The organism is Enterococcus dispar ATCC 51266 (genome assembly GCF_000406945.1).
Taxonomy (GTDB): Bacteria; Bacillota; Bacilli; order Lactobacillales; family Enterococcaceae; genus Enterococcus_C; species Enterococcus_C dispar.
The window spans coordinates 1,359,269-1,373,649 of sequence record NZ_KE136354.1; the positions used below are offsets into that span (position 1 = coordinate 1,359,269).

A 14,381-nucleotide genomic window follows, 5' to 3' on the forward strand; every position below is an offset into this window, starting at 1 on the left:
TGGCAGAATACGCCAAGAGGATTGATAGCTTTTTTTCACACTGCAAATTTTATACTATTGCGACATGGTAAACTCAATTTCTTTACCATCCACACGGTCATAGGGTGCAAGACTTTGCCCGGAACAATAACCGTCTCCTTTAAAACTAACTTTCACGCCCAATATATCTCCGAGCTTGACCAAATCAGCTTTAGACCAATTGGTAACATCAGGCATGTAATATTCCGAACCAGTGGTTAATAAAATTAATTTTTCTCCTGCTAAGACTTTGGTGCCGTGAGGAGTCCCTTGCTCTTTAATTTTACTACCTGTCCCGATTACTACAGGCACTAAACCATTCTTACTAGCGTCTGCTGCCGCACTATCTTTACCTAAGTTGCGATAATCAGCAATTTCAACTTTTTCGGTATTTTCACTGGCAGAAGCTGGTTGATCATCTTTAAATTCCATTGCTCGTTTTAGCAAAGCATTGCCAATATCGCCAAGTGCTTTTTGTTCCCAATGCTCTGGCATTTTCATCGTCATATATAAAACATATTCTGGGTCTTCAGCTGGAATCATCTCAACTATCGAGTACAAATAAGCTGTATCCCCCTGATAATAACCGCCATTTTTTTCATCCGCTATCTGAGCCGTGCCGGTTTTAGCTGCAATTTTGTAGCCGGGCACATTGTAAACACCGTAAGCACTGCCGTAGTCTTTACTCTCAATAACATCTCGCATGTATTCGCGAACTTTCGCTGTCGTTTCAGCACTAACTGGATTTCCCACGATTTCTGGTTCTGTCACACGCTCGGTATCGTTTTGATTATTAACAATTTTACTAATATAGTGGGGCTCCAACATTTTACCATCATTGGCAATCGCAGAAAAGGCGCGCATCATTTGAAAGTTCGTCACGCCAATCCCTTGACCAAATGAACTCATCGCCTTGTCGACAATATTATTTGTTGGCAAAATACCACTGTTTTCTCCTGGTAAACCAGAATAGGTACTTTGACCAAAGCCAAATTTTTTCAGATAATTTTGCCAAGTATCTCCCATTTTTTGTTCCAATTTAACCATTCCGACATTACTTGACCAAGAGAGGGCTTGACGCATCGTTAACGTTCTTCTTTGCTCTTGGTAGTCCCAGTCATTGATAGTAGCATCGGCAACTTTAATCTCACCGGAAGTAAAGGTTTCATTTTCATTAAACACTCCTGACTCAATAGCAGCAGCAGTTGTCATGACTTTCATCGTTGACCCGGGTTCATAACGATCTTCTACTAATAAATTCATCCAATTAAAGTCTTTGTCGGAAAATTCTTTTTTCGTTTCCGGATTGAATGTCGGTCGTTGACTCATGGCTAGGATTTCTCCAGTTTTGGCTTCCATCAATACTGCGGTTGCATCTTCTGGTTTGTATTTTTTAACAGCTGTATCCATAAGTGACTCAAGATAAGTTTGTAATCCACTATCAAGAGTCGTATAAATATCCTGACCATCTTTAGCGGCCTTTTTTTGCGCTACTGTGCCAGGAAGCGGATTTTGATAATTATCTTTTTGGTAAACAATTTTACCATCAGTCCCACTTAAAATATCATTGTAGGCCGCTTCTAGACCCATTTTGCCGACTAACCCTTTATCTATTCCTTGCTTATCCACTTCAGATTCAGCATAGCCAATAAAATGAGAGGCAAACGTGCCATTGGGATAAATACGGTTAGGGTGTTCATCAAAGTCTAAACCAGACAATTCTGCCTTTTCCATCGCCTGTTCAATTTTTTTCTTCTTCTCTAAAGTAATGTTCTTGCCTTTACCAGAAAATTCAACTTGATACAATTCGTTTTTTGCCCCTTCTTTTAAACGGGCAATAACTTCTTTTTCCTCCAAGCCTAAAATATCATGCAAAATGGCGGCAACTTTTTCATAGTCCTTACTTTGGACGTATAATTTTTTATCACCAGTTTTATAATTTTTTGACAAAATAGCTTTTAAAGAATATGAAGTAGCGTCTTCAGCAATTGCGACGCCGTTGCGATCATAAATTGTACCTCGTTTTGCTTTCACTATTTTACTGCCTTCATAGAGTGCGGCAGTCTTTTTTTCTAAAGAGGTACCCGCCACATTGCCAACTACTACGAGATAGCCTAAACGAGCGGCAAACAAAAAGAACAACCCAATACTCGTAGCAAAGAGAATAATCCCTACTTTTTTGCGGTTGTTCGTTGGATTTTGATTTTTCTTGCGGAAATACTTTCTGATTCGTTTAAAACGCATTTACTTCACTTTCCTTAAATTGTCATCGTTAATTTTAAGTCCTTTTTTCTCTGCAATTTTTTTAATTCGTTCCGTTTTTGAAAGCTCACTTTTTTCTTGTTCTAAACGTGTTTTTTCTTCAGCTTGTTGCGTTGTTTGTGCTTCAATTTGAGAAACTTCTCGTTCTAGCTGGCTAATATCTGTTCGAACATACACTGTTAAAACAGCTAAGCCAATCACAGCAGCCAGAAGAAAAATCCCGATAATTTTTTCCAAACCACTGATACGTTTTAATTTTCGAGCTGGCGAAGCTGGAATGCGAATAATTTCAGGACGTGGTGGCGTCGATGGTTTTGCTGACGGATTGGGTTGTTCAATTTGTGGTGCTGCTTGATTCATATCATAATGATATTCACGTTTCGCTTCTGCCATTTCGACGCTCCTTTTTATTCTTTGATTCTTTCAGCAATTCTCAATTTTGCACTGCGGGAGCGATTATTTTCATCAAGCTCATTTTGACTGGCAACAATTGGTTTGCGATTAATTAATTTTAATTCCGGTTGATATTCCACTGGTACCATAGGTAAACCTGGTGGCAAATCTTTAGGACTACTGTATTCTTTAAAAATATTTTTAACCAAACGATCTTCTAATGAATGAAAGGTAATGACACTCACTCTGCCACTGACATTTAAAAGAGCTATTGCCTGTTCCAATGATTCTTCAATTGCGCCTAATTCATCATTAACCGCGATACGAATCGCTTGAAAAATCCGTTTGGCAGGATGCCCCCCCTTACGTCTAGCTGGAGCAGGAATTGCTTCTTTAATTAAATCTACCAGCTCACCAGTAGTTTCAATAGGGGCTTTTTCCCGCGCACGCTCAATTTGTCTGGCAACTTGTTTGGAAAATTTTTCTTCACCATAACGATAAAAAATTTTTACCATTTCATGATAATCATAAGTATTAACCAAATCATAAGCAGAAAAAGCTGCAGATTGGTCCATGCGCATATCTAATGGTGCATCTTGATGGTAACTAAAACCACGACTGGCTTCATCCAACTGTGGGGATGAAACACCTAAGTCGTATAAAACCCCATCCACTTTTTGGACGCCATATTCTTTTAAAGCAGCTGCTAGATGACGAAAATTACTTTTCACAAAGGTAACTTTCCCAGCTGCCACAGCGTCTTTTAAAAAAACTTGGGCATGATCAATTGCTTTTTGATCTTGATCAAAAGCATACAAATGCCCATTATCACTTAATTGTGATAATAAATATTGGCTATGCCCAGCACCACCTAAGGTACAATCAACATAAATACCGTCAGGTTTAATATTTAGTCCATCGACTGTTTCTTTAAGCATCACGGTGTAATGTTGAAATGAATCCGCCATTTAAGTTCCTCTTTCTATAAGCCAAAATCAATCATTGTTTCAGCAATTTCATCAAAATTCTCTTCAGCTTCTTCTGAGAAAGCCTGCCATTTTGCTTCATCCCAAATTTCAATCCGATTACTCACACCAGTAATAACACAATTTTTCGTTAAACTTGCGTGTTTACGTAACGTTTGAGGAATATTAATACGGCCTTGTTTGTCGATCTCACATTCCGTTGCCGCTGAATAAAAGAAACGGACAAACGTACGTGCATCTTTTTTGGCTAAAGGCATTTCATTTAACTTTGCTTCTAATTTTTCCCATTCTGCTTCAGGGTAGCCAAACAAACAACCATCAAGACCACGCGTGACAATGAATTTTTCGCCGAGTTTTTCCCGCAACTTGGCTGGGACTATTAAACGACCTTTCGCATCGATTGAATGCTGAAATTCGCCCATAAACATCGACAAAGACCCCCTGTCACCACTTGATATACACAGTCTACCACAATCCCCCACTTTCTACCACCAAATATGTATAGGAATAAAGGAAGTTTTTTGACTTTTTTTCACCAAGGATAACAAGAGAATTAATAACAAATCTAATTCACGACAACTTTAAAAAAAATTAAAGAAAATGCCACAAACTAAGCACAATTACAAAAACATAAAATACCATTGTCAATAAGAAAACTAGCCGCCAAAACATTTTTAAGTAGCGTCCATAGGCTAATTCACCATAAAAATAGGCATGAAAAATTGCCAAGCCAATACCCAAAACTAATAAGCCAATAATAAAATAAGGGAGCGCAGAAAAAGCAAAAGTAGCTTGGGAAGCTTGATTAATGCCCAAAAAAAGAAAAGGGACAGCTAAATCTGGTGCTTTTATTTTAAAACGTTTCGTTAAAGCAAAAGTGGTTACAAGAAAGTTACAGGCAACCAAAACGATTACCGGAAAAATGTACCAAAATGCTAATAACGGTGTAAACTTTTCCATTTGTCATTTCCTCTCCATACCGCTAGGGTAACTATACTTGATTTTCTTTACATAAGTGTTGCAGTTCTTTTAAAAATTCTTGCAGTCAACTAAGTTTTTCTTAAGTTTTTATAACCTTTCAAAAGAAATCACACCGTTTTTCTATTATAATGTTTCATAAAGGATGTGACTACATGATTACACATTATTTTCTTGAAGATAATCAATTAACTATAACAGAAGATATTAAGAAGTCTCTTTGGCTTCATGTTGAAAAACCAACAGCTGCAGAAATCGAACTTCTTTCTCAAAAATACGAACTTCCAAAAGATTACTTGACAAGTATCTTAGATGATAATGAAAATGCCCGTGCTGAAGGACTTCAGCAAGAAAAATTTTTAATTCCTGTCTTGCTATTATTACAGTTTCCATATGTTTCAACAAGCCCTAGTGGATACTTACAATTTAACACGTATCCTTTAGCAATGATTATTACTCCTCAAAAAAGACTAATTACAGTCTGCAACTATCATATGCCATTTTTTAAAGATATTTTGGAAAATCCGTTACCTAAAAACGATATGAGTAGCAAATTGAATCTAGTTTTACAGATTCTTTGGCACTTGGCTTTAACTTATAATCAAGATTTAGCCGATTTAAGACGTCAAGTCGATAAATTAGAAGGGCAAATACAAGTTTCCACAGAAAATAAACATTTGTATCAATTGATGGATATTCAAAAAAGTTTGGTCTTATTTGAAGCAGCAACAAAAGCCAACTTTCAAACACTAACCAGATTAGCCGATACTTCAGAATTTCAAGAGCACCATGCTTACCATATTCATCTACATGATATATTAGTTGAAACAAAACAGTCTATGACTTCGGCTAAAATTAATTTGCAACTAGTTAGCCAGATGAACGAAACGTTTTCGGCAATCGTTTCAAATAATTTGAATATTGTCATGAAAATATTGACTTCTTTAACAATCGTTTTAACAATTCCTACTATTGTAGGTGGCGTATATGGTATGAACGTCAAATTACCATTTGCCGAATCAGACAACGCATTTTTCTTGATTAGCGGTATCACAATCGTAATTTGTTATTTGGCAATTAAATATTTAAAAAAGAGGAATCTTTTGTGAAATTGACAGCAATAGACTTGAAGTAACTAACAAATAAGAGTAAACTCCAAGAGAAGAATTTATGTAAGGGTGGCCTTTATGAACGAAAAAAAATCCAGTAGTACTTTTAGTAAAGTAACCAAGATCGTGATTTGGACCATGTTGATTTTAACTGTTGGTTCCGTATTTTTAACTGCAATTTTAAGCGTCATGTAAAATCTATGCCATTAAAATAGCCATGGAAAAGCTGTTGCTTTTTCATGGCTATTTTTTATTCAGTGTCCGGCCATTGCCAATAATTCTTTGGCATGTTCCATCGTCAACTCGGTCACTTCAGAACCTGCCAGCATGCGCGCAATTTCGTATACACGATTTTGGGGTTCTAATTCTGACACTATCGTTTGGGTTCTTCCCTGATTAATTTCTTTTTTAATATAATACTGGTAATCAGCAATTGCTGCCACCTGAGGTAAATGCGTGATACACAAAACTTGGGAATTTGCGGCAATTTTAGCAATTTTTTCCGCAATAGCTTGCGCAACTCTCCCACTCACACCTGTGTCAACCTCATCAAAAACAATACTTGTGATTCCTTGGTTTTGAGAAAATATTGTTTTTAGTGCCAACAACATTCGGGATAACTCTCCGCCAGAAGCAACTTTAACTAAAGGCTTCAAGGGTTCACCCGGATTAGTCGTTAAATAAAATTCTACTTCATCAAAGCCATCTTCTTGTAGTATTTTTTTACTATTCATAAAACGAACTTCAAACTGGCTATGTTCCATGTACAGTTCTTTTAACTCAGTTACAATAGCAAGAGATAGTTTATAGGCAATCTTTTTACGTTCTTGATGCAATTGTTCCGCAAAATGAGAGGCTACTTCTTCTTGTGCACTGACTTCTTTTGCCAACTGTTCCAATTGCCCTTCAGTATAGGCAGATTCGGTCAATTCTTTTGTAATTTCCTCATAATAAGCCAAAACTTCTGAGACTGTTTGGCCATACTTGCGCTTTAACTGATGAATTAACTCTAAGCGCTGATTCACTTCTTCCAAACGCCCTTCATCAAAAGACAAACTATCAAATTGACGCGAGATATCCCCTGCTGCTTCTTGCAACAAATAAAAAGCTGATTGTAAATTTTCACTAACTGTTTCGTACTCACTATCCAAATGAGCAATATCTTGCATACTTGTTAAAGCAGCCCCAATACCGTCTAAGCTATTCCCTTCGTCATTGGTCAAAAGTGCGTAGCTGTGCGCTAAACTGTCGACAATTTTTTGATAATTTCCCAGTTTCGCCCGTTCTTCTGTTAATTCTTCTTCTTCATTGGGTAATAAATTAGCATTAGCAATTTCATCTTGTTGAAACCGTAACATATCCATCCGCTGAACATAAGACTGTTCATTGGCTTGAATTTTTCGCATTTGCTGTTTTAAATGTTGAAATTTTTCAAAAGCTTGACGATATTTTGCTAATAATTCTTGAAACTTTTTGCCCCCAAATTGATCAAGTAAATGCAAATGACGCTCGGGTTGTAATAATTCTTGATGTTCATTTTGCCCTTGGATATCGACTAAAAAAGCTCCAATTCGCCGCAAATTTGACAAAGTTAAAGTGCGGCCATTTACACGGCAAATATTTTTACCACTTTGGCTAATATCACGTTGCACAATTAATAATTCATCTTCTGTTTCAATCCCTAATTCGTGTAATAGCTCTGTAAATTGACTATCTGTCGGCACTTCAAATAGGCCTTCTAGACTACACTTATTACTACCTTGACGAATGTAATCTGTTGAACCGCGACTACCACATAAAAGTCCCATGGCATCAATAATAATTGACTTACCTGCACCTGTTTCTCCCGTTAAAGCCGTCATGCCGTCATGAAACTGGAGGCGCAAACTGGAAATAATGGCAAAATTTTTAATTCCTAATTCTACTAACATCGGCCTCAACTCCTGCTTTTATAAAAAGCGTAAAAATTCCCGTCGTAAATCTTGGGCAGCTGTCTCTGTGCGTGTAATCATTAAGACAGTATCATCATCATTTAATACTGAAAATAAATTATCTTGAAATCTTTTTTCAATGAGATTGGCAATCGCAGAAGCATTGCCTGGCAATGTTTTTAAGACTACAAATTTTTCCATTTGGTCAACAGAGACAAATGCATCTTTTAACATTTTTTCTAACTTTGCGCCGACATCTTCTGCCGTTTCTGCCGGCAGACTGTAGCGATAACCGCCTTCTTGCGAAGGAACTTTAATTAACTTTAACTCTTTAATGTCGCGGGAAATAGTCGCCTGTGTCACCACCACACCACGACTTTTTAATAGTTCAACAAAATCTTCTTGCTTTTGAATATTTTTTTCTGTTAACAAGCGGGTAATCAAACGATGACGCTCTTTCTTTCTCATAGCTTGCTCCTTCACATAAAATAAAGCCGCAGTAAATGAAATTGCTTCGATTTACACGCCTTTTCCTTAAAATTATTTTACTTTGAATTCTTATTAATAATAACGTATTTTTGCGCATAAATAAAGGTAACAAAAAACTAAAATTTCTTTTAGAACTTGTGCTAAATAAGAAAAACCCAACCATTCTCTGTATTTTAGTAATGGGCCCGCAGTAGATACAAGCAAACAAAAAATTACTACTAAATAGAATACAGATCATGTTTGGGTGATTCTTTCATTAAATTTTTATTGTTTTAACTGTTCATGAGCCGCAGCAACAATTTCTGTAATATTGATGCTTGGGGCAATGGCAGGTGTTTTACTTTTTTTCAAATGAGTAATAAACTCAATATTTCCTTCCCCTCCTTTAATGGGAGAGTAATCGAGTCCCACTACTGAAAATCCACTTGTAACTGCCATAGCGAGTGCTTTTTCTAACACTGCTTGATGTACTTTAGGATCTCTAACAATTCCGTGCTTGCCGACTGCTTCTTTACCAGCTTCAAATTGCGGCTTAATTAACGCCATGACATCCCCATTTTCAACTAAAATTTCTGCTAATGGGGGTAAAATTAGACGTAGGGAAATAAATGAAACATCAATTGTGGCAATTTGCGGCAAACCTTCTTGAAAATCACTTGGTTTACTATAACGAAAATTGGTTCGTTCCATCACAATTACGCGCGGGTCTTGCCGTAACTTCCACGCCAATTGATTATAACCCACGTCCAAAGCATAGCTTAATTTTGCTCCATTTTGTAATGCGACATCTGTAAATCCACCGGTAGAAGCACCAATATCCAACAAAATTTTATCTTGCATTGTTAAATCAAAAACCTGCAATGCTTTCTCTAATTTTAAGCCCCCCCGCGAAACATAGGGCAATTTTGCACCTTTTAGCTCCAAAAGAGAATCTTCTGGAATCTTTTCCCCCGGTTTATCTAAACGTTCACTATTTTTTGCCAAATATACTAATCCAGCCATGACTCCTCTTTTGGCTTGTTCTCTTGTCTCAAATAAGCCTTGTTGATGCGCTAAAATATCTACCCGTTCTTTTTTCATTTTATGCTTGTACCTCCAAAGTTAATTCTTCTGTCAGCATCATTAACAAGTCGGGTTTTATCAATGAAATAGCTTGTAATTTAGTGATACAGGCGTTTGTGGCAGCTAATTCTGTGGCCAAAAGTTGATGGCTTTTTTCAATTCCTAATAGTGCAGGATACGTACTTTTATTTAAAGCCACGTCATGTCCCACATTTTTGCCCAGCTGATCTTTGGTTGCTGTTACATCGAGTAAGTCATCACGAATTTGAAATGCCAAACCTAAGTGCTCTGCTAAAGTTTGTAATAAAGCAATCACGCTTTCATCTTGGTTGGCTAATAAGCCACCAGCTGTAATTGCAAAAGTAAACAGGGCACCGGTTTTACGTTGATGGACATAGGCCATTTCTGGTAAAGTCAACTGTTTTCCTTCCCCTTGAATATCTGCAGCTTGACCGGCAACCATTCCGACAGTGCCACTTGCTTTGGCTAGATTTTGTAGCAACAATAATCGCAATTCGCTGGTTAACTCTGCCCTACTTAACAAATGAAAAGCTTCTGTTAGCAGACCATCTCCAGCCAGCGTAGCTATTCCTGCACCAAATTTCATATGATTAGTTGGCAAGCCACGGCGTAATTCATCGTTATCCATTGCAGGCAAATCATCATGAATCAACGAATAGGTATGGATCATCTCTAAAGCTGCGGCTGTTTGATACGCCCCTTGGGTAATTTTTTTGCCAAATCCTGCAATCGTAGCAAGTAATAATAGTGGGCGTAATCTTTTGCCACCGGCATCAATAGAATAAAGCATACTTTCTAATAACAGTTCATCTGTTGTTTGCTGCCGCAAAAAACTACGCATTTCTGTTTGAACTCTAACCAAATGTTCCTGTCTAAATTCTGTCAATAAGGTCATTTTTCTTCCTCTTCAAACACAACAGCCTCGCCATTTTCTTGCATAATTTTTGTCAAGGCATCTTCTGCCTTGGTTAATGTTTCTTGACATTGCTTACTCAAGGTAATTCCTTTTTTAAATGCCGTCAATGCTTCTTCTAAAGCTACGTCCCCTTGTTCCAATTGTTTTACGATAGCTTCTAGTTCTTGTAATGATTCTTCAAAAGTTTGTTTAGCCATTATTTCCTCCATTTTACCAATAAGATTAATTAACATGAAAATCTTACTTCAGCTATTGGTTTACTTCCTGTTATCTTCAGGATTGATTTTTGTTACCGCAGCTTCTACCTGCCCATCTTGATAGTGAATGACTAACTTATCTTCCACTGTAATTTCTGCAACGCTTTTAATCACGTTATCTTCTTTTGTCGTATAACTGTATCCTCTACCCATAATTTTTAAAGGACTGAGTAAATCCAAAGATTGAATTGCATTGTGAAAGGATTGCTGTTTTTGCTGAAAAAGTTGCTTCATACTTTTTTCTAAGCGCTCTTGTAAATAATTCTGTTGTTGTTTTAATTCATTCACCCTATTTTTAGGATTAAATTGCCTTAAATTGTGATTTAATTGCATCACTTTCTTTTCTTCTTCAAAAAGACGGTTTTGCGTACTTTGAAGCAGGCGTTGGGTTAGTTGATCTAACTTTATAGATTGCGCTTCATAGAGTCGTTCCGGTTGTCGCAATACATACGAAGCACTTAAGCGTTCATAGCGCTCTTTTTTTAAAGCCAATTGATGCATAAAGGCCTGTTCCAATCGCGTTTGTTTTTCTTTAATCTTTAAAATTTCATCACTTAATACTGGTACCGCTAATTCAGCTGCAGCTGTGGGCGTTGCCGCCCGTACATCTGCTACTAAATCCGCGATAGTAGTATCTGTTTCATGTCCTACAGAGGAAATAATCGGCGTTTTGGCTGCAAAAATAGCTCGGGCGACTTTCTCTTCATTAAATGGCCATAAATCTTCAATTGAGCCGCCGCCTCGTCCAATAATCATCGTATCAAAATCGCCGCTTGCTTCTACGCGAGCAATATTTGCAACGACATCTCCTGCAGCTTTATCCCCTTGTACGACGGTAGGAAATAAGGTAATTTCAGCAATAGGATAACGTCTTTTAACGGTTGTCATGATATCTCTTATGACAGCCCCGCTAGGACTCGTTAAAACAGCAATTTTTTTAGGATATTTAGGTAAGTTTTTTTTAGGAGCTAAAAAGAGACCTTCTTTTTCTAATTTTGCCTTTAACTGCTCGTATGCTTGATATAATGCACCCACACCATCGGGTTCCATCTGTTCAACATAAATTTGGTAATTACCACTTGCTTCATACAGAGAAATCCGTCCAATAATAAAGACTTTCATTCCTTCTTCGGGTTGAAATTTTAATTTACTAAAAGCACCTTTAAACATCACAGCCGAAATTTTAGCCCCATCATCTTTTAAAGAAAAATACTGATGGTTCGGTCTTAAACGGAAATTAGAGATTTCACCCGTTAAATAAACTTTTTCCAAATAAGGATCCGCATCAAATTTGCGTTTTAAATATTTGGTTAATGCAGTGACAGTTAAATACTCTTGTGCCATCTAAACACCTGATTTCTGCAGATGATAAGCTTTAATCGTTTGGTAGAGTAACATGGTAATTGTCATGGGCCCCACACCGCCTGGAACTGGCGTAATAAAATCTGCAATTGGTTCCACGGCAGCAAAATCAACATCGCCGATTAATTTATTATTAGCATCACGGTTCATTCCAACGTCAATTACAACCGCACCTTCTTTGACATAATTTTTATCGACTAAATGACCCACACCCACTGCAGCAACTAAAATATCCGCCTTTTTGGCAATAGCAGGCAAATTTTGCGTTTTAGAGTGGGCAATTGTTACAGTTGCGTTTTCTTGTAATAAAAGGTGTGCCATGGGTTTTCCCACGATATTACTTCGACCAATTACCACTGCATTTTTGCCGGCTACTGAAATATTGTAAGCCGCCAAAAGCTTCATGATACCATAAGGAGTACATGGAATCATTACCGGATCACCTGCAAACAATCGTCCAATATTTAGCGGATGAAAGCCGTCCACATCTTTTTTAGGATCAATCGCTAAAATTACCTTTTCTTCATCGATGTGGGCAGGTAATGGGAGTTGTACTAAAATCCCATGAAATTGCTCATCTTGATTATATGTTTCAATTAATGCCAATAAGTCCGCTTCTGTAATCGTATCCGGACGACGATCCACTTTCGAACGAATCCCCATTTTTCCTGCTGCCACTTCTTTATTGCGCACATATATTTGGCTCGCTGGATCTTCCCCAACTAAAATGACGACTAAGCCTGGCACAATGCCGTCTTTTTCTTTAATTTTAGCTACTTCACTTTGCATTTCTGCCTGCATGGAGGCAGCTAATTTTTTTCCATCTAGTAATTGGGCCACAAAATCGCCTCTTTCATTCATTTAGCACTATTCTAGCACAGGGGACTTTTATTGTGAAAGTTCAGCAGATAATTTTACTGAAAATTTGGCATTCAAACAAAAAAGCAGCTAAGAATATAAACATTCTTAGCTGCTCTATGCTGTCGACAATCTTAAGCTTCTTTGGTTAAATCTGTGTTAATCGCTGATAACACACCATTAACAAATTTACGGGATTGATCATCACTAAAGGTTTTAGTTAGTTCCAAGGCTTCATTTAACGCCACTTTATTCGGAACATTTGTTTCATACATCATTTCATAACTGGCAATGCGTAAAATACATAAATCCATTTTAGAAAGACGCTTAATGCTCCAACCCTTTTTCAAATGTTTTTGTATCAATTCGTCTAAATCGGCTTTATGTTCGCAAACACCTGCCACCAATTTATCCAAATAAGCGGGTACAAAATTTTCTTGTTCCTCATCCACCATTTCATGGTGCTCTAGTTCAATAGCTTGCATAATGGCATCTTTTTTGTCTAAATCTTGATTAAAATCAAGGGGAAACAATGCTTGTAGTGCCATTTTTCGAATCTCGTGACGAGACAATTCTTTACTCATTTTCTTCCTCATTTTCAAATAATTCATCCAAATCTGGTGTTTCAACTTTTTCTGGTACCACAGCTACTACATGCACATTTACTTCTGCTAATTCAACGTCTGTCATAAATAATACTTGTTGTTTGACCCGATCTTGAATCTCCATCGCAGTTTTGGGCACAGAAATACCATACTTCATGTAGCAGTAAAGGTCAACCTTAATTCCATCTTCACTAATCGTTAACGAAACCCCTTTGCCGTGATTGGAACGACCCAATAACTCGGTCACATTGCTGGTAAAACTTCCTTGCATATCATAAACGCCGTCTACTTTAGAAGCAGCAATCCCAATAATTATTTCAATCACTTCAGGAGCGATGACAATTTCACCTAAATCTTGATTTGTACCTAATATTAAATTCTTTTCGTCAGCCACAATGACTTCCTCCAGTCTAATTACAATTATGCGCGTGAAACATAGGAACCATCTGTTGTATTGATGATTAATTTATCTCCTTGATTAACAAAAAACGGTACATTTACAGTAACACCGGTCTCCATTGTTGCAGGTTTTGAACCACCAGAAGAAGTATCTCCTTTGATATTTGGTTCTGTTTCAGCAACTTCTAAAACTACTGTATTGGGTAAATCAACCCCTAAAATTTCTGAACCATACATGATAACTGTCAATTCCATGTTTTCTAACATATATTTCAGTTCATCTTTAATCTGTTCAGTTGGGATTTCAATTTGTTCGTAAGTATCTAAATCCATGAAGACATGGCTGTCACCACTTTCGTACAAATATTGCATTTTACGGTTGTCAATTTGTGCTTTGGCAACTTTTTCACCAGCACGGAAAGTTTTTTCTTGAACCGCACCTGTTCGTAAATTTTTAAGTTTTGAACGAACAAAAGCAGCTCCTTTTCCAGGTTTCACGTGTTGAAAATCCACTACACGCCAAATACCACCATCAACTTCAATTGTTAAACCCGTTTTAAAATCATTCACTGAGATCATGGCTATCCTCCTTATTTACGATTACCAAAAGGCTATGAGCAAATCCTGCATATTCGTTAATAGTTTATCATTATTTTTAACCAAAGGCTATAAAAACCCACTGCTTTAACGGCAAATCCGCTCTTCTAGCTCTTAGGGTTCCTGCAAAAAAGTACT

At 37.2% G+C, this 14,381-nt stretch carries 17 protein-coding genes; 2 read left to right on the forward strand and 15 right to left on the reverse strand.

The genetic code is table 11. The features are described 5' to 3' along the window. Positions 1–54 precede the first annotated feature (54 nt). The 5 genes from RK01_RS06605 to RK01_RS06625 all read right to left on the reverse strand — a co-directional run bounded on the left by RK01_RS06605 (position 55) and on the right by RK01_RS06625 (position 4,619). A complete protein-coding gene (locus tag RK01_RS06605) occupies positions 55–2,262 on the reverse strand; it encodes a penicillin-binding transpeptidase domain-containing protein (RefSeq protein WP_016172516.1) in 2,208 nt (735 codons plus the stop codon). Beyond that, positions 2,263–2,673 (reverse strand): cell division protein FtsL, encoded by a 411-nt coding sequence (ftsL, locus tag RK01_RS06610; protein WP_016172517.1) that lies wholly within the window; start codon positions 2,671–2,673, stop codon positions 2,263–2,265. A 14-nt stretch (positions 2,674–2,687) separates the two neighbouring features. Next, positions 2,688–3,641 (reverse strand): 16S rRNA (cytosine(1402)-N(4))-methyltransferase RsmH, encoded by a 954-nt coding sequence (gene rsmH / locus RK01_RS06615; RefSeq protein ID WP_016172518.1) that lies wholly within the window; start codon positions 3,639–3,641, stop codon positions 2,688–2,690. A gap of 14 nt (positions 3,642–3,655) precedes the next feature. Further along, positions 3,656–4,087 (reverse strand): division/cell wall cluster transcriptional repressor MraZ, encoded by a 432-nt coding sequence (mraZ, locus tag RK01_RS06620; protein ID WP_016172519.1) that lies wholly within the window; start codon positions 4,085–4,087, stop codon positions 3,656–3,658. Positions 4,088–4,250: 163 nt separating this feature from the next. Beyond that, entirely contained in the window at positions 4,251–4,619 is a 369-nt protein-coding gene (locus RK01_RS06625; protein ID WP_016172520.1) for a DUF3397 domain-containing protein, read from the reverse strand. A gap of 173 nt (positions 4,620–4,792) precedes the next feature. On the opposite strand from RK01_RS06625, the gene RK01_RS06630 reads away from it, so the two are divergent. Both RK01_RS06630 and RK01_RS13490 read left to right on the forward strand, forming a co-directional pair. Beyond that, the gene (locus RK01_RS06630; RefSeq protein WP_016172521.1) at positions 4,793–5,746 is read left to right on the forward strand and encodes a magnesium transporter CorA family protein; all 954 of its coding nucleotides are present in this window, start codon (positions 4,793–4,795) and stop codon (positions 5,744–5,746) included. Between the two features lie 78 nt (positions 5,747–5,824). Then, positions 5,825–5,941 (forward strand): DUF4044 domain-containing protein, encoded by a 117-nt coding sequence (locus tag RK01_RS13490; RefSeq protein WP_016172522.1) that lies wholly within the window; start codon positions 5,825–5,827, stop codon positions 5,939–5,941. Between the two features lie 59 nt (positions 5,942–6,000). On the opposite strand, the gene recN is transcribed toward RK01_RS13490, so the two are convergent. The 10 genes from recN to efp form a co-directional block, all read right to left on the reverse strand. Then, positions 6,001–7,677 (reverse strand): DNA repair protein RecN, encoded by a 1,677-nt coding sequence (gene recN, locus RK01_RS06635; RefSeq protein WP_016172523.1) that lies wholly within the window; start codon positions 7,675–7,677, stop codon positions 6,001–6,003. A gap of 18 nt (positions 7,678–7,695) precedes the next feature. Continuing rightward, positions 7,696–8,145: an arginine repressor gene (gene argR, locus RK01_RS06640; RefSeq protein ID WP_016172524.1), complete on the reverse strand. Its 450-nt coding sequence runs from the start codon at positions 8,143–8,145 to the stop codon at positions 7,696–7,698. A 285-nt stretch (positions 8,146–8,430) separates the two neighbouring features. Beyond that, the gene (locus RK01_RS06645; protein ID WP_016172525.1) at positions 8,431–9,246 is read right to left on the reverse strand and encodes a TlyA family RNA methyltransferase; all 816 of its coding nucleotides are present in this window, start codon (positions 9,244–9,246) and stop codon (positions 8,431–8,433) included. A gap of 1 nt (position 9,247) precedes the next feature. After that, positions 9,248–10,144, reverse strand: a complete 897-nt coding sequence (locus RK01_RS06650) for a polyprenyl synthetase family protein (protein WP_016172526.1) — start codon at positions 10,142–10,144, stop codon at positions 9,248–9,250. Continuing rightward, positions 10,141–10,362: an exodeoxyribonuclease VII small subunit gene (locus tag RK01_RS06655; RefSeq protein ID WP_016172527.1), complete on the reverse strand. Its 222-nt coding sequence runs from the start codon at positions 10,360–10,362 to the stop codon at positions 10,141–10,143. Before RK01_RS06655 ends, RK01_RS06650 begins: the two co-directional genes overlap by 4 nt. Positions 10,363–10,422: 60 nt before the next feature. Further along, a complete protein-coding gene (gene xseA / locus RK01_RS06660) occupies positions 10,423–11,766 on the reverse strand; it encodes an exodeoxyribonuclease VII large subunit (RefSeq protein WP_016172528.1) in 1,344 nt (447 codons plus the stop codon). Further along, positions 11,767–12,624 carry a bifunctional methylenetetrahydrofolate dehydrogenase/methenyltetrahydrofolate cyclohydrolase gene (locus RK01_RS06665; protein WP_016172529.1) on the reverse strand — a complete coding sequence of 286 codons (858 nt, stop codon included), beginning with the start codon at positions 12,622–12,624 and terminating at the stop codon, positions 11,767–11,769. It abuts the gene before it with no gap. Positions 12,625–12,776: 152 nt separating this feature from the next. After that, positions 12,777–13,226, reverse strand: a complete 450-nt coding sequence (gene nusB, locus RK01_RS06670) for a transcription antitermination factor NusB (protein ID WP_016172530.1) — start codon at positions 13,224–13,226, stop codon at positions 12,777–12,779. Continuing rightward, complete coding sequence (locus RK01_RS06675; RefSeq protein WP_016172531.1) at positions 13,219–13,641, reverse strand: Asp23/Gls24 family envelope stress response protein; 423 nt, start codon at positions 13,639–13,641, stop codon at positions 13,219–13,221. The genes nusB and RK01_RS06675 overlap by 8 nt, the downstream gene beginning before the upstream one ends. Before the next feature lie 26 nt (positions 13,642–13,667). Beyond that, positions 13,668–14,225 carry an elongation factor P gene (gene efp / locus RK01_RS06680; protein ID WP_016172532.1) on the reverse strand — a complete coding sequence of 186 codons (558 nt, stop codon included), beginning with the start codon at positions 14,223–14,225 and terminating at the stop codon, positions 13,668–13,670. Between the last annotated feature and the right edge of the window lie 156 nt (positions 14,226–14,381).

Coding starts and splice junctions, on each gene's coding strand:
- xseA (WP_016172528.1), bottom strand. CDS start 11,766: ATGGCACAAGAGTATTTAACTGTCACTGCATTAACCAAATATTTAAAA.
- RK01_RS06645 (WP_016172525.1), bottom strand. CDS start 9,246: ATGAAAAAAGAACGGGTAGATATTTTAGCGCATCAACAAGGCTTATTT.
- RK01_RS06650 (WP_016172526.1), bottom strand. CDS start 10,144: ATGACCTTATTGACAGAATTTAGACAGGAACATTTGGTTAGAGTTCAA.
- RK01_RS13490 (WP_016172522.1), top strand. CDS start 5,825: ATGAACGAAAAAAAATCCAGTAGTACTTTTAGTAAAGTAACCAAGATC.
- efp (WP_016172532.1), bottom strand. CDS start 14,225: ATGATCTCAGTGAATGATTTTAAAACGGGTTTAACAATTGAAGTTGAT.
- recN (WP_016172523.1), bottom strand. CDS start 7,677: ATGTTAGTAGAATTAGGAATTAAAAATTTTGCCATTATTTCCAGTTTG.
- rsmH (WP_016172518.1), bottom strand. CDS start 3,641: ATGGCGGATTCATTTCAACATTACACCGTGATGCTTAAAGAAACAGTC.
- nusB (WP_016172530.1), bottom strand. CDS start 13,226: ATGAGTAAAGAATTGTCTCGTCACGAGATTCGAAAAATGGCACTACAA.
- RK01_RS06605 (WP_016172516.1), bottom strand. CDS start 2,262: ATGCGTTTTAAACGAATCAGAAAGTATTTCCGCAAGAAAAATCAAAAT.
- RK01_RS06655 (WP_016172527.1), bottom strand. CDS start 10,362: ATGGCTAAACAAACTTTTGAAGAATCATTACAAGAACTAGAAGCTATC.
- argR (WP_016172524.1), bottom strand. CDS start 8,145: ATGAGAAAGAAAGAGCGTCATCGTTTGATTACCCGCTTGTTAACAGAA.
- RK01_RS06630 (WP_016172521.1), top strand. CDS start 4,793: ATGATTACACATTATTTTCTTGAAGATAATCAATTAACTATAACAGAA.
- ftsL (WP_016172517.1), bottom strand. CDS start 2,673: ATGGCAGAAGCGAAACGTGAATATCATTATGATATGAATCAAGCAGCA.
- RK01_RS06625 (WP_016172520.1), bottom strand. CDS start 4,619: ATGGAAAAGTTTACACCGTTATTAGCATTTTGGTACATTTTTCCGGTA.
- mraZ (WP_016172519.1), bottom strand. CDS start 4,087: ATGTTTATGGGCGAATTTCAGCATTCAATCGATGCGAAAGGTCGTTTA.